The sequence below is a fragment of the Psychrobacter sp. ANT_WB68 genome (genome assembly GCF_008369115.1).
Classification (GTDB): Bacteria; Pseudomonadota; Gammaproteobacteria; order Pseudomonadales; family Moraxellaceae; genus Psychrobacter.
On sequence record NZ_VOAZ01000003.1, the window covers coordinates 19842 to 40968 of the forward strand.

The following is a 21127-nucleotide window of genomic DNA, read 5'->3' on the forward strand; positions in this document are numbered from 1 at the left end:
ATGAGCTTTAAAAAGGTCATTCTAATACATGACGATTCTAAGCCATGGCGGTTTTAAAAAACGGCAGTTTTAAAAAGTATAAGATACCAACAAGTTTGCTTTAGCGCGGCTTTGAGATGCTTGCTAAGCACAAACGGACAAGGCGAATTTTTGCTATACTATAAGAGAGTCATCGACCAGATGACTGTCCTATATTTTAAACGAGAGGTTACCTCTATGCTTAACCAATTGCTGCCCATGCTTGCTATTACCTTTACTGTATTTATGCTGTTTTTTATCTTCATGGGTATCGGTTATATGGTCAAAAAAAAGCCGCTTAGAGGATCTTGTGGCGGTGTGGCAAAACTGATGGGCGATGAGCAATGCTCATTCTGTGGTAATGATCCCAACAAGTGCGATTCACTGGTCGCCGAGCAGCAAGAAACTGCACTAAAAGCTGCCCAATTAGGCAAGTCGGTATAAACGCCTTATTTGTTACCATATGCTGGTAGTATTTACCTAACATCTGTTCCTATAATAGCGTCTGGTCCTTTGCAAACTAAAAGGACTGACGCTATTTTTATTTGTGGGCGTTGGCTTTTTACTTAGCCTATTGTTATGATTTTTTTAAAACAGCTTCTTATAAGAAACCTTTATTCAAACAACAATGGCTGATATACCTGACATGCGCTTTATAAGCAAAACCTAAGTAATCAACATCTAAAAATCACTACTCAGATACTAATTTTACCCTAATGAATGGGGTAGCAAGTTCCTATGATGGGCTTTCTGCAACCAGTTCTACATTCTAATATATTGTCTCAATCACCGTCTTGGTGATGTACTCTGGTGTTGTTTTATAAGCGATGGTGCGCCAGCGCTTTTTAATGACGTGTCCTTTTTCTTATGCTAATAGTCGTGCTGCTATGTCTATCTCTCCTAATCTGCAAACTGATTTGCCGCCCCAGTCTTCAAAATCTCAGTCAGGTGCGCCGTCAAATTTTAAGCTGCCCTCTTCACGCTTTACGTTTTGGCTAGTACTGTGTGCCATGATTTTATTGGCGACCAATATGCGCTCGCCGATTGTGGCGCTGGGTTCTATTGCGCCGGTGGTGCAAGGGGCGCTTAATATCTCCGAAACCCAAATTGGCTGGCTTGGCGCGGTGCCAATGTTGACTTTTGCGCTCGGGGCTTTTATTTCGCCAGCGATTGGCAAACGTTTCGGCCTTGAAAACACCTTGATTGCGATGATTGCCTTATTAACGGTAGGCATGATTATTCGTAGCGTCATTCCGACTTGGATTGGCTTTTTAGGTGGCACGTTATTGCTAACGTTAGCGATTGGTTTTGCAAATACCCTTGCCGCTCCTGTGATTAAGCAGCGCACACCAAATCATATTCCGTTGATTACGGGTTTATTTAGTCTCACCATGACGGTGTCAGCAGGGATTGTCGCGGGCGTAGTCTTGCCATTATCTGAGCAAGTTGGCTGGCAATGGGCACTTGGTGGTTGGTCAATTTTAGGCGTGTTTGCCTTAATTATTTGGGTGCTGCTACGACTGCGTTTGGGCTCGTCAAATCATCAGCCAGTTGTACCGCTTGCTGAAGGCGCACAAGCCCCGTCACCCATTTCCATGTGGCGCACGCCTTTTGCTTGGCAAATTGCGGTATTCATGGGCTTACAGTCGCTGCTTTTTTATACGGTTGCCAGTTTTTTACCTTCAATTTGGCTCAGTAAAGGCCTATCAGCGGTAAGCGCGGGACAGATGAACTCGGTATTTCAGTTTATGGCACCGGTGGCGATTTTAAGCTTAACCTGGCTGGTCAATCGCGGGCGTCCTATTCAGGCGTTAGCGGTGATTGCTGCCGTCTTAAATGTGATTGGCATCTTAGGAGTCAGTTATTTATCTGCTGATTTAGCGTGGTTATGGTCGGCACTGATGGGCATTGGTTGTTCAGCGATTTTTACCTTAAGTATGATGCTGTTTTCGATGCGTACTTATACCGCCAATCAATCAAGCGAGCTGTCGGGTATGGCGCAGGCGGTCGGTTATCTGATTGCCTTTTTCGGTCCATTGGGCACAGGCTGGTTGCATGAAGCAACCGACAGTTGGGATTTGCCCTTATTAATCATGTTGGTCTTAATGGTGGTAAACGTGGGTTTTGCTTGGATGGTCAGCCGTCCAGTGATGGTCGATGGTAAGAAGGCTTAATTTTCGCCATTTATACCGACTGACAGGCGCGCAATACCGTTAACTGTCGCGCCATATTGCTCATAAGCTTAGTTTGCTACACTGGTTTGATTGTAAATAGGACAGCAAAATCATGATAAATATCTCTTCTTATTTGGCTAAACGCTTACCTGCCTCTGCATCCAAATCTTTAATAATAGCGGCAGCATTAAGCGTTACCCTTGTAGTCAGCGGTTGTCAAAAAGAGCCTGACATTAATAAGGCTGACGATAGCACCCAAACCAACGAAACCCAGAAAACTACAACTACAACTACAACTACAACTGAGCAGCAAGCGCCATTAACGATATTGGCATTGGGTGATTCATTAACCGAAGGGCTTGGCGTCGATAATGATGCCAATTACCCCGCTCAGTTAGAAGCACGCCTAAAAGAGCTTGGCTATAAAGACGTCAAAGTGGTCAATTCAGGCTTAAGTGGTGAAACGAGTACGGGGCTTGTCAATCGATTGGATTGGGTATTGCAGACCAAACCTGATATCACCATTTTGACCGTCGGTGCCAATGATGCCATCCGTGGTATTGATGTGGCAACGGTCGAGGCCAATATTCGCACCGCTGTTAAACGCCTGCAGGACAATGGAAGTGAAGTTATCTTGGGCGGTATGCAGATTTATGACAATCTTGGCTCTGATTACGTAACATCATTTGCCGCGATATATCCAAGAGTGGCTAAAGATATGAATGTGACGCTGATTCCTTTCTTTTTAGATGGTGTGGGCGGCGACCCTAAGCTAAACCAAGCCGATGCGATTCACCCTACTAAAGAAGGTTATACCATTATCGTTAATGATAATATTTTGCCAATCTTACAGCCTGAAATTGAAAAGCTAGAAGCAAAGCTAACATCAACAAGCACGCCTACTGAGACCACGCAATGACACTTTTAGCTTCAGACTTAGATTCAACTGCAACAATCACACCCACATCTAAACCTTCCCCATTACTAACGGCCTTACAACTTAATAAAACCGTGCAAGTCGGTGAGCAAAAGCTGTCTATCATCAAAGACGTAGATATCCATGTCAATGCGGGCGAGTTTGTGGTTATCATGGGCAAATCTGGCTCAGGAAAATCCACGTTATTAGGACTATTAGCAGCGTTAGATTATCCTGATAGTGGTTCCGTTGAATTGGCAGGGCAAACCTTAAGCAACCTTGATGAAGATGCGTTGGCGGTCATTCGCCAACGTGATATGGGTTTCGTCTTTCAATCTTTTCATCTATTACCGACATTGACAGTAGCAGAAAACATTGCCTTCCCGCTTGATATCGCTCGCCGTCCAAACAAAGCGCGCGTTAATGAATTGATTGAAGCGGTTGATTTGGGACATAGGCGTGATAGCTTACCCAACCAGTTATCAGGTGGTGAGCAGCAGCGTACTGCCGTTGCCCGCGCGTTGGTTTCACAGCCGAAGATTGTCTTTGCCGATGAGCCAACAGGCAACTTAGATGAGCAAAATGCCAATCAAGTGATGCAGCTATTATTAGATTTACGCCAGCAAGTGGGCTCGGCACTGGTCGTCGTCACCCATGATGCCGCGCTTGCGCAGATGGCAGATCGTGTCATTACCATGCATGACGGTATGATAGATGGATCAAAAATTAATGGATAACATGGATAATGAGTCGAATTACTCGAGTGGCATAATAAGCCAACTATTTAATCGCACCTTAGGCACGCAAGCCCTAAGTCGCAGTTGGTGGCAACGCTGGATTTATCCGCTATTATTTTTATTGACGCTAACGTTATCGCTTGCGACTTACCTCACCCTCGACTCCGTTCAGCAATCGGTTGCTACCTATATCAACGACAATCAGCGTGCGCTCGTTGGCGGCGATTTAATATTAAACAGCAAGCAAGAATGGCCAAGCGAGGTATTAACGCAAGTAGAGACGGTCGCTGATACGCAAATAGTATATGACTATCAGTTTAGCGCGATGGTGGTGACCGATGAGCAAACTTTGCTTGCCAGCGTCAAAGCCGTCTCTCCGGCTTATCCGTTATATGGGGAAGCCGAGCTTGCTTCAGGACAGCCTTTATGGCAGCAATTAAGCGCTGATAATGTCGTCGTCGCGCCCGAAGTACTGAACAGCTTAAACGCCAGTGTCGGTGACCAAATCACCATTGGTGATGCTGATTTTACCATTAGTGATGTGCTAACCAAAGAGCCTGACCGTCCGTTAACCGCCTTTGGTTTTGGCGGGCGGGTTTTGATGCATCAAGATGCGCTCGCAGCAACAAATTTACTGGGTCAGCGTAGCCGCATTAATTACCGTATTGAACTGGCTGGCGAGCCTGAATTAATGGCCGTGCAGCGTGATAAACTTACGCAAATACTAAGCAATTATCCTGATATTGAGATTTCTGATGCAGAATCAGCAGATACCTCTGTCTCGCGTATCTCTGACAATGTATTGATGTTCTTAAAGCTGCTCGTCATTGCCGTGCTCTTGTTATCTGCAGTGGCGATGTATGGCGTGATTACGGCTTTTGTGACCAAGCAGCAGTCTAGTAATGCCATTCGCTTGGCATTGGGTGAACCGCTTAAGTCGCTAAAACGCAGCTACTATCAGCTTTTGATTGTCACCACTATCATCGCCTGTATTGCCGCAGTTATCGTCAGTTTTGGCTTACTTAAAGTCGGTCAGCCGTATCTGATTGCTATCTTGCCTGCTGATGTTGGTCTAGCTATCAATCCTATTAGCGCCATTAAAACCATTATTATCGCTTTAGTGCTGACCATACTGATTGCTCAGCGTGGTTTAAGCACACTAAGTACGACCAAGCCTGCTACTTTACTTAATCAAGGAGTAAGCACAAACTCGCAAAATATGCCTTGGTATCGACGCTTGCCATTATTATGGTATGGGCTGATGCTAATCGGGCTTTATGCGTTTTTTGCTTATGAAGTTAATTCTCTGATACTAGGTGCGCAGCTCTTGATAGGCTTAACTGCCTTCGTAGCGATATTTTGGCTATTGGCGCGCGGTTGGTTATGGCTACTGACTAAGTTTGCTCAGTGCTCTAAGATTAGTTGGATGCAGCGTATTGCTATCCATAACCTTGCCCGTAAAGGCAATCAATCAGCATTATTTTTTGTCACTTTATCGCTATCAGTGGCGGTCTTAACTTTGATTACTACGCTTAATCATAGTATCAATACTCAGTTTATTAATGCGTATCCTGAGGATGCACCCAATTTATTTTTGCTCGATATTCAAAGTGATCAGCATGATGAGATTAATAACATCATTGCTGCACCTGTCAACTATTATCCTGTCATTCGTGCGCGTGTCGTCACTGCTAATAATGTACCCGTACAAGATATCGAACCTGCAGACGGCTTTGATGAACCGACGCGTGTCTTTAATTTAAGCTACGCCGATACGGTGATGGATACTGAATTTATTACTGATTCGCTAGTAAAAAACGAGCTTTATGCCCCTATTAAGACTGCAGATAACAATTCAGCACAAACTGTTGCGCCGTTATCGATTTTGGATACGGCAGCCAGTTTGCTAAACGTCGGCATGGGTAATCAGGTGCGCTTTAATATCCAAGGAATTGAAATCGTCGGGCAAATAACCAGTATCCGCTCGCGCTATGAGAAAGGACCCAGCCCCTACTTTTACTTCTTATTTGAGCCAGCGGTTTTAGCGGCTGCTCCGCAGATCCAATTTGCCACCGCCCACGTCGCAGCGGAAGAAATTCCAAAGCTCCAAGGTCAGCTAGTACGCGAGTTTCCTGCAGTAACGACCATTGACGGTACGGCAATCGCGCAACAAGTCCAAGAGTTGGTCGTGCAAATGAGTCGTTTGGTTTATGTCTTCACCTTACTGGCATTACTGACGGGTATTATGGTTTTGATTAGCTCGCTACTCTCCACCTCACAAGATCGCATGGCGGATAGTGCTTCATTTAGGCTGCTCGGTATGCAAAAGCGCGACTTATATATGCTAAATATCTTAGAACTTGGCATACTTGGCATTAGTGCCGCCTTATTTGCGGTTATTATCGCTAATATCGGGGCGTGGGCTGCTATTACCCTATGGTTTAATCTGCGCTTTAGTGTGTCGTGGACAAGCTTGGGTATTGGCGGTGTGGCGTTAGTTGCATTGCTCTTTGCCATTGCCATTATTTATGTGAGATTGGTGATTGGACGCGGGATTATGGCAAGGGTACGTGCGATGATTTAGAGTGAAATTAAAAGTAATAGTCAGCTTTTATATTCCAGCTCGTTTAAAACTGACTATTTGCTATACTAATGCCCATCTCAGCATTCATATATAACTCTCATAGAACATTCAGGAAAGTACGGTAATCTTATGAAATTCTCAAAATTCGGTCAAAAATTTACCCAACCCACCGGTATCTCACAATTGATGGATGATCTGGGCGATGCGCTAAAAAGCGATCAGCCAATTAACATGCTTGGCGGTGGTAATCCTGCCAAGATTGATGCTGTTAATGAGCTATTTTTAGAGACTTATAAAGCGCTTGGTAATGATAACGATGCCGGTGAGGCTAATAGCAGCGCTATTATTAGCATGGCGAATTACTCTAATCCGCAAGGTGATGCGGGCTTTATCGATGCTTTGGTTGGCTTCTTTAATCGTCATTATGATTGGAATTTGACCGCAGAAAATATCGCTTTGACCAATGGTTCGCAGAATGCTTTTTTCTATTTGTTTAACTTATTTGGTGGGGCTTTCGTTGATGAAAACAGTCAGGATAAACAAAGCCAGTCTGTCGACAAATCAATCCTACTACCATTAACCCCTGAATATATTGGCTATAGTGATGTGCATGTCGAAGGTCAGCATTTTGCAGCCGTATTACCTCATATTGATGAAGTAACCCATGATGGCGAGGAAGGTTTCTTTAAATATCGCGTCGATTTTGAAGCGTTAGAGAACTTGCCAGCATTGAAAGAAGGGCGTATCGGCGCGATTTGCTGTTCGCGTCCGACCAATCCAACGGGTAATGTATTGACCGATGAGGAAATGGCGCATTTAACTGAGATTGCCAAGCGTTATGACATCCCGCTTATCATCGATAACGCCTACGGTATGCCCTTCCCTAATATCATCTACTCTGACGCGCATTTAAACTGGGATAACAATACGATCCTTTGTTTTAGCCTGTCTAAAATTGGTCTGCCCGGTATGCGTACGGGTATTGTCGTTGCCGACGCGAAAGTCATCGAAGCGGTCAGCGCCATGAATGCGGTGGTGAATTTAGCGCCAACACGTTTTGGCGCAGCGATTGCGACGCCATTGGTAAACGATGACCGTATCAAGCAGTTAGCTGATAATGAGATTAAACCCTTTTATCAAAAGCAAGCCACATTAGCGGTAAAGCTGTTAAAAGAAGCGTTGGGTGATTATCCATTAATGATTCATAAGCCTGAGGGCGCGATTTTCTTATGGTTATGGTTTAAAGATTTGCCGATTAGCACGCTTGAGCTGTACGAGCGTTTGAAAGAAAGAGGTACGATTATCGTTCCAAGTGAGTACTTCTTCCCTGGTGTCGATATCAGCGATTATCAGCATGCACACGAATGCATCCGCATGAGTATCGCCGCTGATGAGCAAACGCTGATTGATGGTATTCGAGTGATTGGTGAGGTGGTGCGCGAGCTTTATGATAAGGCTAGCAGTCAGAACGACTAAGCCTTTTATTATACAAAGCGTTAACGATAGAAACAAAAAACGGACTTATGAATAGTCCGTTTTTTTCTGTCGTTTAATCATAGGTTTGACGGTGTTGATTGACTGAAATGTCTTTGTCCATACGGTAAAGCCATAGATTATATAAGACAGCATACAGGTATTAACAATATCATGGATACTGGCCTTTATTTCTGCAGCTTGTAACCCTGCGAGTCCTAGCTCGGTAATCGTCTGGCGATTATCCAAATACTCACCTAATAAGGCGATAGCGGTTACCATGATCAAAGCAATAAATGCTCTAACACTGTATTTTTTAAAAATTGGACGTAGCAAGATTAAACTTAATAGGTAGACACCAATGCCCACATACATATGTAAGGCGTCTTTGTCTAATCCTGTGGCATCCACGACACCGTTTTTAAAGAGATAAAAATCCACGATTTTATTCCGCGTATAAGAGATAGAAAATAACTGAGTATAAATGAAAAACAACTAATTATATATTGAGAATAAAAAAGGTAGATTAAGCATTTGCTAACCTACCTTCCTATTTAATCGAAGCTGTTCAATCAAAACTGTCCAATCAAACATTCAACGCACGCTTTTTAAATATTCCAATCTACAAAATTCTTTAACAGCTGCAAACCCGCGGTGTGGCTTTTTTCTGGGTGGAACTGGGTCGCAAACAAGTTGTCTTGCAAAATACTGGCACAAAACGGCTGACCGTAGTCACAAACGGCAGCCACTTGCGAGCTATCGGCTGGCGCGCAGTAGTAGCTATGTACAAAGTAAAAATGTGCATTATCTTCGATGCCGTTCCACAATGGATGGTCAAAATCCATACCGTTAATGGTATTCCAGCCCATGTGCGGCACTTTAATGGTTGCGCCTTGCTCATCTTTCCAAGTAGGGTCAAACGCTTCTACGCTGCCATTTAAGATGCCCAAGCATGTTGTGCCACCATTCTCAGCGGACTGCTCAAACAACGCCTGCATACCGACGCAGATGGCCATGACAGGCTTATTAAATATCGCCTGACGTATGACCTCATCAATACCTGCCTCATGCATGCCAGCGATACAGTCGCGCATCGCACCGACACCTGGGAAGAAAATCTTATCAGCCGCCGCGACGACTTTTGGGTCATTGGTAATAACGACTTCCGCGCCTACCGCTGACAATGCTTTGCTGGCCGAGTGCAAATTACCCATGCCATAATCTAGTAGTGCAATCTTTGTGGCTCGACTCATCTAAAAAGCCTCTTTGGTCGACGGTAGCGTATTCAGCGCACGCTCATCATATTCGCAAGCCATACGTAGCGCACGAGCAAAGGCTTTAAAGGTAGATTCGATTTGGTGATGGCTGTTTTTACCTTTAAGATTGTCTAAATGCACCGTCATCCATGAGTGATTGACGAAGCCGTAGAAGAATTCGCTGAATAAATCGACATCGAAATTACCGACGTGCGAGCGGGTAAAAGGAATGTCCATATGCAAACCAGGACGGCCTGATAAATCAACCACTGCGCGGGTAAGCGCTTCATCGAGTGGCGCATAAAAGTGCCCATAACGACGGATGCCTTTTTTATCACCTAATGCTTTATTGAATGCTTGCCCAAGCGTGATGCCAGTATCTTCAACACTGTGGTGATCATCGATAAAGGTGTCGCCGGTACATTTGATATCTAAGTCAAACAAACCGTGACGCTTAATTTGATCAATCATATGATCCAAAAACGGCACACCAGTATCGACAGTGCCTTGACCTGTACCATCAAGATTGACGGTACAAGTCACTTGCGTCTCAGCAGTATTACGCTCAACGGTAGCGGTACGGGCTGGGCGACCATGTAAATTTAGATTGGTAGATTGGTTTTGCTCAGTTGCATTGGCTGTATTGGTTGTCGTCGTAGAATTGGCAGTCATGGCTACTCTCTATAAATGAAAAGCGGTCAATAAAATAGGGCGAAAAAGCGCCCAAAGCATTCTTACTAGCGTCTAAAATAAATAATATAAAAAACTAAGCTAAAAGTGGGGTCAATGTTTATTCAAAAGGCTTATTCAAATTCTTACTAAAAACACTTATTCAAAAAGCCGAAATATTAGGTTTTTTGCATATAAACCATTGTCTATCCTCATCATAGCAAACCCTAGCATTTACTGCCACGACCAAGCAGTAATCGACGCACAAAATCGCCCTATTCTGCTAAAATAGTGCGTTCAGTATTATCAATCATAAGCCGCGCCGACTCTACAATGCTACACTCGATGCCACGCTGTATCACCTTATAGCAACCGATTATTTATAGGAAATGATTATGCCTTTAGAAGCGATCGCCATCAACAGCTTAGATGCGCCACTGATTAAAAAACCTGCGCGTGAAAACGAACTATCCGAGCGCTTGCATGCCTTATATGACAGCGATGACAACCAGCCAAGTGGCGCAGAAGTATTAAATCTTATTGAGCAAGGGTTTAAGCGTGGTCAAACCCTGTATGTCGGTATGTTTAATGACAAGCCTATCGCCGCGGTTGCTTGCTTTGATGATGGACAAACCGATGCAAAACGCTTGCAATATCTCACGGTACACAGCCAAAATCGAGGTCGCGCCATCGATGCTAAGTTTATCAAACTGGTCTATGATGCCGAAGTGAAAAAAGGTGTGCGCGAGTTCGTTCCAGTCGATGCCGATATTCATCGTATCATGAGCGAGTATGAGCTCCTGCGCGTTAAGGATTAAATACGAGTTTAAAACCTTGTATTTGGCTTATATTTGACTATTTATGGTTTTTTATCGCATATTATGCAAAAATCACTTGACAGTAACGCCTATATTTAGTTTAATAGCGCCTCAACGAAGACGGCTCGATAGCTCAGTCGGTAGAGCAACGGATTGAAAATCCGTGTGTCGGCAGTTCGAACCTGCCTCGAGCCACCATTCGTTTAAGCATTCTAAAAAGCCCGGAACAGCAATGTTCGGGGCTTTTTTTATGCTTAATTTATGACTTTTTATACAGACACTGGATAATAGAAACGGTATTTTAATAATCACATGGCTAACGATATAAGCCAAGCACGTGCTACTGATACAGGCGACCACGTAATAGTAGATTACAACGCTCACGCGAATCCAAATCATAAATCGTCGCGCGATAATCAATACCGTGACGCCCTTCAAAAAACACCACCCGATCGCCGACTACTATAAAACAAGATGTACGCGCATCATAAATAAAACCATCAATCACGAATGCCAGGTCACGATCTATCTCGCGTACCGTATAGGTCTCACCTTGCGGAATCAAACGCTCAAACCAAGCACTATAGGCGACAGTGGTTGTTAACACGCTGAGCAGGACAAGCGCTGATATCATAAGCATACTTTTTAATATCATCGCAGAAGCTGACCTAGCTACGATAGTTTTTCTGATTTGATTAACTGTCATGACCTTCCCATTAATGGCTTCTACCAATTATTCTTCTTATGCTAAACGCTTACGGTCACGGTTGCATAACATTTTTGTGCTGTTTATTAGATAGGGTCACTCAGTATACTCGATAGCAGTAATAATGATAAATCTGACAGTTAATAATTAATAACTAAGCAATACTAATAGGCAAAACCATGAGAGCGTTTGATTATAATCTGGACTATAAAAACGTAGATTTGCGTGCGCAGCCTGAGCTGTACCGTGTCGGTCGCGGTGAACAAGGCGTCTTATTGGTGGAGCCTTATAAATCTGAGATTCTACCGCATTGGCGCTTTGCCACCCCTGAGATTGCGCTTGATAGCAGTGAAACTATTTATCAGATGTTTTTAGATTACTTGGCTGCCGATGATTTTGTTGGTGCGGACATGGCGCGCAAATTTATTCAAATGGGTTATACTCGTGCCCGCCGCTATGCCAATCACAAAGGCGGCAAGAAATACAAGGGACCAGTACCTGATGATAAAAAAGGCCAAAGCGGTGCACATGGACGTGAAGAGCTACCACGGCAAACCGAGGATCCGATCAAAGCAGAATCTGCCTGTATTTTTAAACAAAAATGGGATCTGTGCCGCGAAAACGAAACCTATCTAAAGATGAAAGCAGAACATCGTGAGCGCTATAAAAACGTCGAGTAGTAGCGGTTAAGAATCATAGTAATGGTTAGTTTTAACAGCTTGCTGTGCTATGGTAATGCAGATTAGCAATCTACCAGAACGTGTTACTGGTACAAATTTTCCTCGCTTGCTGCGCGACCTTGTCCCTCCAGAGGCTTCGCAAAAATTTGTTTCAGTAACACGGTGTTTTTTAAATTGTATCAACAATAGCGAGAAATAATGGATAAGCAGCTTTTAATTTTTGACTTCGATGGCACCTTAATTGATAGCGTGCCAGATTTAGCTGATGCGACTAACGCAATGCTGACCACGCTTGGTAAGGAAACCTACGCTCTTGATGCCATACGTAATTGGGTCGGTAATGGCTCAAGGATGCTGGTCGAGCGCGCGTTGGTAGGTAAGATAGAGGTGTTAGAAGGCGAGTTAACCAAGGAAGAGGCCGATCATGCTGAGCAAGTATTTTTCGATGCCTATAAAAATATCAGTGGCAGTAAAACTGTCGCCTACCCAGATGTGGATAGCGGCCTAAAAAAGCTACAGGCAGCGGGCTATATATTGGCCTTAGTCACCAACAAACCCATTCTTTTCGTACCCAAAATCTTGCAATCCTTTGGTTGGCAGGACTTGTTTAGCGAAGTGCTAGGCGGTGATAGCTTACCCTTTAAAAAACCGGATCCCGCACCGCTATTGCATGTCTGTAAAATGCTGAATGTTGCTCCAAAACAAGCAGTCATGATTGGTGACTCCAGAAACGATATTTTAGCGGGACAACACGCTAATATGGACACGCTTGGTCTGTCGTATGGTTATAATTATGGGCAAGATATTCGTGAGCTAAATCCTACCAAAGTATTTGATGACTTTGCGGCATTGGTTGAGTATCTTTTAAAAGAATAGGCATTTAATAACTGAAGGTTAACTGGCTGATATTTTTCAAGCAAACACTTAACCTACCAAGCCTTTTAGATAAAAATCATTAATCTGTACCGACGTACCGATTCAAGAGACTGTTTATTATGACCGTACCTAGCGATATTGCTATTGCCCAAAAAGCAACCTTACAATCAATCACTCTTATCGCTGAAAAACTTGGTTTATCGACAGTCAATATCGAACCTTACGGACACTATAAGGCAAAGATTAATCCAGATGATGTGTTTGCGATGCCCGCAAAAGCCAAACACAGCAAGTTGATACTGGTTACCGCCATTAACCCAACGCCAGCTGGTGAAGGTAAAACAACCGTTACTATTGGCTTGGCTGACGCATTAAATCGCATCCATAAGCAGAAAAATAGTGGTGAGAAAACGGTGGTCGCTATCCGTGAGCCGTCTATAGGCCCGGTATTTGGCGTTAAAGGTGGCGCAGCGGGTGGTGGTTACGCGCAAGTACTACCTATGGAAGATATTAATCTACACTTTACGGGTGACTTTCATGCGATTGGGGCGGCAAATAATCTGTTAGCGGCGCTGATAGACAATCATATTTACCAAGGAAATATGCTAAATATAGACCCAAAACAAGTGTTCTGGCGGCGCGCAGTAGATATGAATGACCGTCAACTGCGCAATATTATCAGTGGCATTGGTAAGACGACTGACGGTGTGATGCGCGAAGATGGTTTTGATATTACCGTTGCCTCTGAAGTCATGGCTATCTTTTGCTTAGCAACCGATTTAAGCGACTTAAAACAGCGCTTAGGCAATATATTAGTCGCCTTTAGTAAAGACAAACAGCCTATCTATGCTAAAGATTTGAACGCCCATGGGGCAATGGCGGTACTCCTAAAAGAAGCCATCAAACCCAACCTTGTACAGACGATTGAAGGTACACCTGCCATCGTTCATGGTGGACCATTTGCCAATATCGCCCACGGTTGCAACTCTGTTATCGCCACTCGCGTTGCGATGCATTTGGCAGATTACACGCTTACCGAAGCAGGATTTGGTGCAGACCTTGGCGCGCAGAAATTTTGTGATATTAAGTGTCGATTGTCAGGACTGACACCGGATGCTGCCGTTATAGTCGCAACCATTCGAGCATTAAAATACAATGGCGGCGTCGCTAAAGATGAGCTGACGATTGAAAACCTGCCAGCCCTTGAGAAAGGTCTGCCAAACCTGATGAAGCACATAGAAAACATGCAAGAGGTATATGGTCTACCGGTGGTAGTCGCCATCAATCACTTTATTAGTGATACCGATGCCGAAGTTGAGTTAGTGCGACAAGCTTGCATGGAAAAAGGTGTAGAGGTTGCTCTCACGCAAGTATGGGAAAAAGGTGGCGCTGGTGGTGAAGATTTAGCGAACACTCTGCTTAAACTGTTTGATGACAGCGATAAGAATAACAGCGCTCAAGATAAAGGCTCTCAAAATAATAGCAGTCAACCTAGCCAATTCCGTTTGGCTTATGACAGTGATGATAGTATCGCTGATAAAATTCGCACGGTTGCCCAGCGTATTTATGGGGCAGAAGATATTGATATCAGCAGTGCCGCTCAAGCCAAAATACGCCGCCTAGAAGCCTTAAATCTCGATAAGATGCCGATTTGTATTGCCAAAACCCAGTATTCGCTTAGTGATGATGCCAAACTACTGGGAAGACCTACTGGTTTCACTATCCATGTGCGTGATATCAGCATCTCTTCTGGTGCAGGGTTTATCGTAGTGATTTGCGGCCCTATCATGAAAATGCCCGGTCTACCCAAACGCCCTTCAGCTGAATATATTGATTTAGATCATAATGGAAATATTACTGGGCTTTTTTAACGGAAAAACGAATCACTTACTACGATAGCTCAGTGCCTCAGACACATGAGCACTGGTAATATTGACACTGTCAGCCAAATCAGCAATCGTCCGTGCAACGCGTAATACGCGATGATAACCTCGAGCTGATAAATTTAGACGCTGCTGAGCAAGCTGTAATAATTGCTGCTCGCTCTCTCCTAGCTGAATATACCTATCAATCTCGCTAGGGCTTAGCTCATTATTGACCTTTTTTTGTCGCTCTAATTGATGCTTGTGTGCAGCAGCGACTCGCGTGCGCACCTGTGCAGACGTTTCGCCAGCCTGAGCATTTTGCAGATCCGCAATTGGTAGGGCTGGTACCGTTATATGCAAATCAATACGATCAAGTAGTGGGCCTGACAGCTTATCTTGATAGCGCTTAATCTGTTCAGGTCGACAGCGACATCGGCCCGAGCCATCGCCATCATAGCCACATGGGCAAGGATTCATCGCCGCCACCAATTGAAAATTTGCTGGAAAGGTCATCTGTGAGTTTGCACGGCTAATGGTGATTTGCTTGGCTTCCAACGGCTGACGCAATACTTCTAACACGGTACGATCAAACTCGGGTAATTCATCCAAAAATAACACACCCTTATTGGCAAGCGTAATCTCGCCAGGTTTGGGACGTGAGCCGCCACCGACCAATGCCACGGCAGATATGGTGTGATGGACTTGCCTGAATGGCCGTGTACCATAATCGTAATCGCTGTCTGCCACTGAATAGGTACTGGCAACTTCTAATGCATCCTCATCATTTAAGTCAGGCAAGATAGTCGGTAGTCGTGACGCCATTAACGTCTTGCCCGAGCCCGGTGGCCCTGTAAATAATAACGAATGACCACCTGCGGCGGCTATCTCCAACGCCCGCCGCGCATGATGCTGACCTTTAACATCGGCCAAGTCTACCTTATAACCAAGATGTTTCTCTACTGCAGCGGGCGGTACAATCTCTAAGCGTTCATACGTAGCATTTGGATTAGTCAACGATTGCAAATGGTCACAAACTGCTTTTAGACTTTGAGCACCTAGTATCTCTACGCCTTCGACACGGCTAGCCTCCGCACCATTATCTATCGGTACTATTAACTGCGGGGTTTTTGATTGTTGCTGCTTCTTACTCAGCTGTGGTTTATGAGTTTTTGACGCCTTTGACCCTCTTGATGCTTTTAAGGTTAGCGCCTCTGCTTTGATGGCTCGAGCAACAGCCAAGCTACCACTTACCTGCCGAAGCTCACCATTCAGCGCCAGCTCACCGATAAACTCAAACCCTGACATTACTTCTGGCTCAAGTTGCCCACTGGCGGCTAGAATACCAATCGCAATCGGTAAGTCCAGCCTTGCGCCATCTTTTGGCAGGTCTGCTGGTGCTAAATTAATCGTCAGCCGCCGGTTAGGGAATTGAAATCCTGAATTCAGAATGGCTGAGCGCACCCTATCTTTACTTTCGCGTACGGCAGCAGCAGGCAAGCCGACAATGGTGAGCGCTGGCAAGCCTTGCGATAAATGCACCTCAATAATGACTTGCGGTGCATGCAGCCCAACGACTGAGCGCGTATAGACTTGGGCAAATGACATCGGCCTTTCCTAATGTAGTGATGAATCGATAATAAAGCATTATTAATAAGTGCGCAAATGTCGTGTTTTATTATTTATCAATCTATTAAAGCAGCATTGTTATTGACCTACTATTAAAATAGTTAAAGACAGTTTCTTCTTATATTTACATCAAAAATCAGCCAATCAATCCTTTGGTTTATTCGCTAGCATAGATGTTTGAAATTGTTATATGATTGATAAATTCTTTTTAATTTATCTTATATATCAAAAAATATAAGAGCTACAAAAAGTATGGCAATAAAAGGAATTTATTGACACTTAAAGCTTGATGGTGGGTTTTTGCCAGCACTTTATATAATCGTAATTCACCATGGATGGGTAAGATTATGAGCATCAACGTGCTTAATCGGCGTGTAAACACACTCACGCTATTGACGATGGCAGTCTCGTTGGGACTGTTTGGTTGTTCGGATAACGATAATTTTAATGGCAATATAGATAGCGATAATACTTATGAGGCGGATATTCAGCGCACTGAGTTTGGGATACCGCACATCACCGCCAAAGACTATAAAGGACTAGGGTACGGCGTTGGTTACGCCTTTGCCGAAGATAATATTTGTTCACTGGCACGCGAAATCGTGATAGCCAAAGGCCAGAGTATGCGCTATCTGGGTGATGAAGGAGATATCGATAGTGATGTCTTTTATACTTGGTACAACTCAGACGCTAAGCGTCAGCAATTTTTAAATGCTCAAGAGCCTGAGGTTTTGGATGCGGTAGCAGGCTATGCAGCGGGCTATAGCCGCTATTTACGTGATAAAGGTGTCGACAATATCGATCCAGACTGTGCTGGTGCTGAATGGATTCGTGAAATTAAGACCGATGATTTGCTAGCGCTTTATGGCAAGGCCAATTTGCGCGGTGGTCTATCGAATTTTGTCACTCCTATCGCCACTGCGACGCCGCCTGTAGCAAATGGTATCATGGGCAGCTCTCTAATGCGCTCCATGTCTATAGAACCAGAGGGCGAATTATCGTCAGAGTCTGCCGCTGATTTGGCATCAGGCTTTGACTTTGATATGAGCGCCATCAACGTGACCAATGGCGGTAGCAATGCCTATGCCTTTGGTAGTGAAGTCACGGGCACCAAGAGCGGTATCCTTTATGGTAATCCCCATGAGCCTTGGGATGGTCTACAGCGCTTTTACGAGTTCCATTTGACCATGCCGGGCGAGCTTGATGTCATGGGCGCCGGACAGCAAGGACAGCCCTTCCCCAATATTGGCTTTAATAAAGACATTGCTTGGAGTCATACGGTTTCTACCGCCAAACGCTTCACGCTTTATCAACTCAGCCTAGTAGACGGCGATCCAATGAAGTACAACTATACCAATAGTAAGGGTGTCGTTGAGCAACGTGATATTCAAAAGGATGACATCACCATTCAATTACCAAATAATCAGACGTTGGTGAGAGCTGTTTATTCGTCACATTTTGGCCCTATGTTAGCCGTCAATCAAATCAATCCGTTATTACCGCCTTGGGGTACAAATAATATCGCCTTTACCATCCGTGATGCCGCCGCAGAAAACGCCCGCTCGTTGAACCAATGGCGCAGTATGAATAAAGCCAGCAGTGTCGAAGATTTGGTCGATAAAATGCAAGATATGGTGGGGCTAGGATTTGTCAACACCATTGCAACCGACCGCTACGGTAAAGCGCTTTATGCTGATATCTCAACTGTACCGCATGTGACCGCTCAAAAACTCGCAAGCTGTACTGCTGGTAAGCCCTATTTACAAGCCATCGTTGGTTTTGGTCTACCAGCATTAGATGGCAGCAACGCGGATTGCGAATGGGGTAATGATGCCGATTCGCCGCAAGCGGGCATTTTTGGGCGCTCAAATCTGCCTTTCTTAATACGTGATGACTATGTGCTTAACTCAAACGATACTTATTGGTTGAGTAATTTAGATGAGCCATTAACAGGGTTTTCACCACTGCTACGTCGCCGTTTAACGCCTTTCCCTAGTGCAACTAGCCCAGAGGGCGTACCACTTTCTCTGCGTACACGTATGGCATTTCAGCAAGTATTAGACCGTCTTGATAACTCAGATGGGCTGGGTAGCAAAACCTTTACTTCAGCTAATATGCAAGAAGTCGTTTATGGCAACCGTAGCTATGCTGCAGAGTTGGTTCTCGATGATGTCTTGGCTGACTGTACCGCTAAACCTATGCTGCCTCTGAAGGATGGTGGCAGTATCGATGCCACACAGGCCTGTAGCATTCTGAGTACTTGGGATCGTCGCAACAATATCAACAGCCGAGGCGCGCATGTGTTTAGAGAGTTTTGGAGCAAAGCTGGTTTTACCGAATATACAAATGATTCATTTAAAGTACCATTTAACGAGGCAGACCCTATCAATACGCCTCGCGAGCTAAAAATCACCGCACAGACTCGTCAAGCCTTGGGCGATGCTATTGTATATTTTCAAAATAAGGGCATAGCGCTGGATGCCACCTTAGGGGAGCTACAATATGTGCTAGATACTGGCAAGAATAATCAGCGTATCCCTATGCATGGTGGTTATGGTAGCGAAGGTATCTTTAACGTTGCCCGAGGTGAGGGAGTCAATAATATGGGTAATTACATTATTAATAATGGACCGACCTATATGCAAACGGTGACTTTTGATGACAAAGAGCCTGTCGTAGAGGCGCTGCTTGCCTATTCACAATCAGCGGATAGCACGCGCCCTTATCATCGTGATCAGACGCGTCGCTACGCAGATAAAGATTGGATTCGTGTGCCTTTTAGCATCAGCGACATCTCCAAACAAGCCGTGGGTGAAGTGGTAAAACTAAGAGAGTAGTCATAGCCAAATTTTAACATGCACACAAAAGACTTTAGGATCGTCCTGAGGTCTTTTTTCATGGCAAATAACAATACAACTTTATGGGTATATACGAAAACTTGCCGTCCATGCCACTATAACCCATGATTTGTTATACTGCTTATCACCTATCTAACCTTAATATCTAGCTTCATAGCGAACTCCATAACTTATATTAAAGTAACCCACAGCAACCTAACTTTTAGCAAAAGCTAGTTTCAGTAACCATACTTAGCAAAGCAATTATCCGAATAAAAAAGCCATGCGCTCATCACGTAAAAAACGGCTATTTATACAGTCAAACCGAGGAATCTCGCATGTCAGAACCAACCGATATCAATAGCGCCCAAAAACCTTTCGCCCATGCCAGCGAACAGCCGACCACAGTGCGCCCTGTGACGCAGCCGGACAATCCGTATGCCAGTACGCGCGGCAGCATTACCAGTAAGCAATTACCGGCATTCGATGAAGATATTATCAATAAATATAATCGCTCGGGGCCGCGCTATACCTCCTACCCTACTGCTTTAGAGTTCTCACCGATGCCAGAAGGACTTGAAACAAAGATTTTGCAAGAACGCGAAGCCCATGTACCGCTATCGCTCTATTTTCATATACCGTTTTGTCGCCATCTTTGCTATTACTGTGCTTGTAATAAAATTATTACCAAAAAAAATAGCGATGCCGGCGATTATCTAGAATATTTGATGGCGGAAATTAAGCACAAACGTAGCTTATTAAAAACACCAGCAGACGGTGAAAAGCCACTGGTCAAACAGCTACATTTTGGTGGTGGTACGCCAACCTTTCTACAAGATAATGAGTTGATACAACTTTGGGAATTTTTACAGACCCAGTTTGAATTTTTACCAGAAGACCAAGGCGATTACTCTATTGAGATTGACCCACGCGAGCTAGGCACTGAGACTCTAAAAGTACTGCGCAACCTTGGTTTTAACCGCGTGAGCTTGGGCGTGCAAGACTTAGATGAAACCGTACAAATCGCGGTCAATCGCATAAATTCTGCCGAGCTCATTGAGAATGTGCTTGCTGAGGCGCGCGCGTTGGGCTTCCATTCTATCAACGTCGACCTAATTTATGGTTTACCACATCAAACGCCAACGACCTTAGATAAAACTGTACGCCGTATTATTGAGATGTCACCCGATCGCCTATCGGTATTTAATTACGCCCACTTACCTGAGCGCTTTAAATCTCAACGCCAAATTAAAGAGGCGGATTTACCGACGCCAGCCGCTAAGCTTACAATGCTGGGTAATACCATTAATACATTAAGCGAAGCGGGTTATCAATATATTGGTATTGACCATTTTGCCAAACCTGATGATGAGCTTGCTATCGCCCAGCGCGAAGGTAAGTTGCATCGTAATTTTCAAGGTTATACCATCATGGGCGATTGTGATTTATTAGGGTTTGGCGTGTCTTCAATCAGTCAGATTGCCAATGCCAATAGCAGCTATATTCTGCAAAATCACACCGATTTACAGGTTTACAAAGAAAATATCGATGCGGCACGCGATAATCCAACCATCATGCCCGCGGTCAATGTAATTAAGACCTCGATTAAAGACCGCTTACGTGAATACGTGATTATGAATTTATTATGTCATGACTATATGGATTTTCGAGACATTAATCAGAAGTTTGGTATCGATGCCATCACTTACTTTATTGATGAAATCCAACAGTTGGACGAGATGCAACAGGACCGCTTGATTGATATGGATGCGGCTGGGATTCGCGTACTGCCAAAAGGTCGTCTATTGGGTCGTAATGTGGCCATGGTGTTCGATGAATATCTTGAGAAAAAACATAAAAACCGCTTCTCTAAGGTTATTTAAAGTCATCTA

At 44.3% G+C, this 21127-nt stretch carries 17 protein-coding genes and 1 tRNA gene; 13 read left to right on the plus strand and 5 right to left on the minus strand.

Annotated features, from left to right (window positions below; all coding sequences use genetic code 11):
• The first annotated feature begins 216 nt into the window (after window positions 1-216).
• From nqrM to FQ084_RS08610, 6 genes are all read left to right on the plus strand, one after another.
• Window positions 217-462, plus strand: coding sequence for a (Na+)-NQR maturation NqrM (gene nqrM / locus FQ084_RS08585; RefSeq protein ID WP_149490237.1), 246 nt, complete (start codon window positions 217-219; stop codon window positions 460-462).
• A 404-nt stretch (window positions 463-866) separates the two neighbouring features.
• A complete protein-coding gene (locus FQ084_RS08590) occupies window positions 867-2192 on the plus strand; it encodes a CynX/NimT family MFS transporter (protein WP_149490238.1) in 1326 nt (441 codons plus the stop codon).
• Window positions 2193-2304: 112 nt separating this feature from the next.
• Window positions 2305-3111 (plus strand): arylesterase, encoded by an 807-nt coding sequence (locus FQ084_RS08595; protein WP_149490239.1) that lies wholly within the window; start codon window positions 2305-2307, stop codon window positions 3109-3111.
• Complete coding sequence (locus tag FQ084_RS08600) at window positions 3108-3845, plus strand: ABC transporter ATP-binding protein (protein WP_149490240.1); 738 nt, start codon at window positions 3108-3110, stop codon at window positions 3843-3845. Before FQ084_RS08595 ends, FQ084_RS08600 begins: the two co-directional genes overlap by 4 nt.
• A complete protein-coding gene (locus FQ084_RS08605; protein ID WP_410477338.1) occupies window positions 3823-6429 on the plus strand; it encodes an ABC transporter permease in 2607 nt (868 codons plus the stop codon). The genes FQ084_RS08600 and FQ084_RS08605 overlap by 23 nt, the downstream gene beginning before the upstream one ends.
• A gap of 129 nt (window positions 6430-6558) precedes the next feature.
• Window positions 6559-7905, plus strand: coding sequence for a valine--pyruvate transaminase (locus FQ084_RS08610; RefSeq protein ID WP_149490241.1), 1347 nt, complete (start codon window positions 6559-6561; stop codon window positions 7903-7905).
• 45 nt (window positions 7906-7950) lie between these two features.
• On the opposite strand, the gene FQ084_RS08615 is transcribed toward FQ084_RS08610, so the two are convergent.
• From FQ084_RS08615 to hisB, 3 genes are all read right to left on the minus strand, one after another.
• Complete coding sequence (locus tag FQ084_RS08615; RefSeq protein WP_149490242.1) at window positions 7951-8343, minus strand: hypothetical protein; 393 nt, start codon at window positions 8341-8343, stop codon at window positions 7951-7953.
• Window positions 8344-8510: 167 nt separating this feature from the next.
• The gene (gene hisH / locus FQ084_RS08620) at window positions 8511-9155 is read right to left on the minus strand and encodes an imidazole glycerol phosphate synthase subunit HisH (RefSeq protein WP_149490243.1); all 645 of its coding nucleotides are present in this window, start codon (window positions 9153-9155) and stop codon (window positions 8511-8513) included.
• Window positions 9156-9830: an imidazoleglycerol-phosphate dehydratase HisB gene (hisB, locus tag FQ084_RS08625; protein WP_149490244.1), complete on the minus strand. Its 675-nt coding sequence runs from the start codon at window positions 9828-9830 to the stop codon at window positions 9156-9158. It lies immediately after the preceding gene.
• A 392-nt stretch (window positions 9831-10222) separates the two neighbouring features.
• Here hisB and FQ084_RS08630 point away from each other — a divergent pair, with 392 nt between their 5' ends.
• Together FQ084_RS08630 and FQ084_RS08635 are read left to right on the plus strand one after the other, a co-directional pair.
• Window positions 10223-10645, plus strand: a complete 423-nt coding sequence (locus FQ084_RS08630; RefSeq protein ID WP_149490245.1) for an acetyl-CoA sensor PanZ family protein — start codon at window positions 10223-10225, stop codon at window positions 10643-10645.
• Between the two features lie 122 nt (window positions 10646-10767).
• A tRNA-Phe gene (locus FQ084_RS08635) sits at window positions 10768-10843 on the plus strand.
• 142 nt (window positions 10844-10985) lie between these two features.
• Here the strand turns inward: FQ084_RS08635 and FQ084_RS08640 are convergent.
• Complete coding sequence (locus FQ084_RS08640) at window positions 10986-11279, minus strand: hypothetical protein (RefSeq protein WP_149490246.1); 294 nt, start codon at window positions 11277-11279, stop codon at window positions 10986-10988.
• Window positions 11280-11530: 251 nt separating this feature from the next.
• On the opposite strand from FQ084_RS08640, the gene FQ084_RS08645 reads away from it, so the two are divergent.
• From FQ084_RS08645 to FQ084_RS08655, 3 genes are all read left to right on the plus strand, one after another.
• Window positions 11531-12031 (plus strand): DUF4385 domain-containing protein, encoded by a 501-nt coding sequence (locus FQ084_RS08645; RefSeq protein ID WP_149490247.1) that lies wholly within the window; start codon window positions 11531-11533, stop codon window positions 12029-12031.
• A gap of 198 nt (window positions 12032-12229) precedes the next feature.
• Window positions 12230-12907 carry a phosphoglycolate phosphatase gene (locus FQ084_RS08650; protein WP_149490248.1) on the plus strand — a complete coding sequence of 226 codons (678 nt, stop codon included), beginning with the start codon at window positions 12230-12232 and terminating at the stop codon, window positions 12905-12907.
• 119 nt (window positions 12908-13026) lie between these two features.
• A complete protein-coding gene (locus tag FQ084_RS08655; protein WP_149490249.1) occupies window positions 13027-14778 on the plus strand; it encodes a formate--tetrahydrofolate ligase in 1752 nt (583 codons plus the stop codon).
• A gap of 12 nt (window positions 14779-14790) precedes the next feature.
• Here FQ084_RS08655 and FQ084_RS08660 read toward each other — a convergent pair whose 3' ends face one another.
• A complete protein-coding gene (locus tag FQ084_RS08660; RefSeq protein WP_149490250.1) occupies window positions 14791-16377 on the minus strand; it encodes a YifB family Mg chelatase-like AAA ATPase in 1587 nt (528 codons plus the stop codon).
• A gap of 368 nt (window positions 16378-16745) precedes the next feature.
• Here FQ084_RS08660 and FQ084_RS08665 point away from each other — a divergent pair, with 368 nt between their 5' ends.
• Window positions 16746-19235, plus strand: coding sequence for a penicillin acylase family protein (locus tag FQ084_RS08665; RefSeq protein WP_149490251.1), 2490 nt, complete (start codon window positions 16746-16748; stop codon window positions 19233-19235).
• Between the two features lie 338 nt (window positions 19236-19573).
• The gene (gene hemN / locus FQ084_RS08670) at window positions 19574-21118 is read left to right on the plus strand and encodes an oxygen-independent coproporphyrinogen III oxidase (protein WP_149490252.1); all 1545 of its coding nucleotides are present in this window, start codon (window positions 19574-19576) and stop codon (window positions 21116-21118) included.
• Window positions 21119-21127 lie beyond the last annotated feature (9 nt).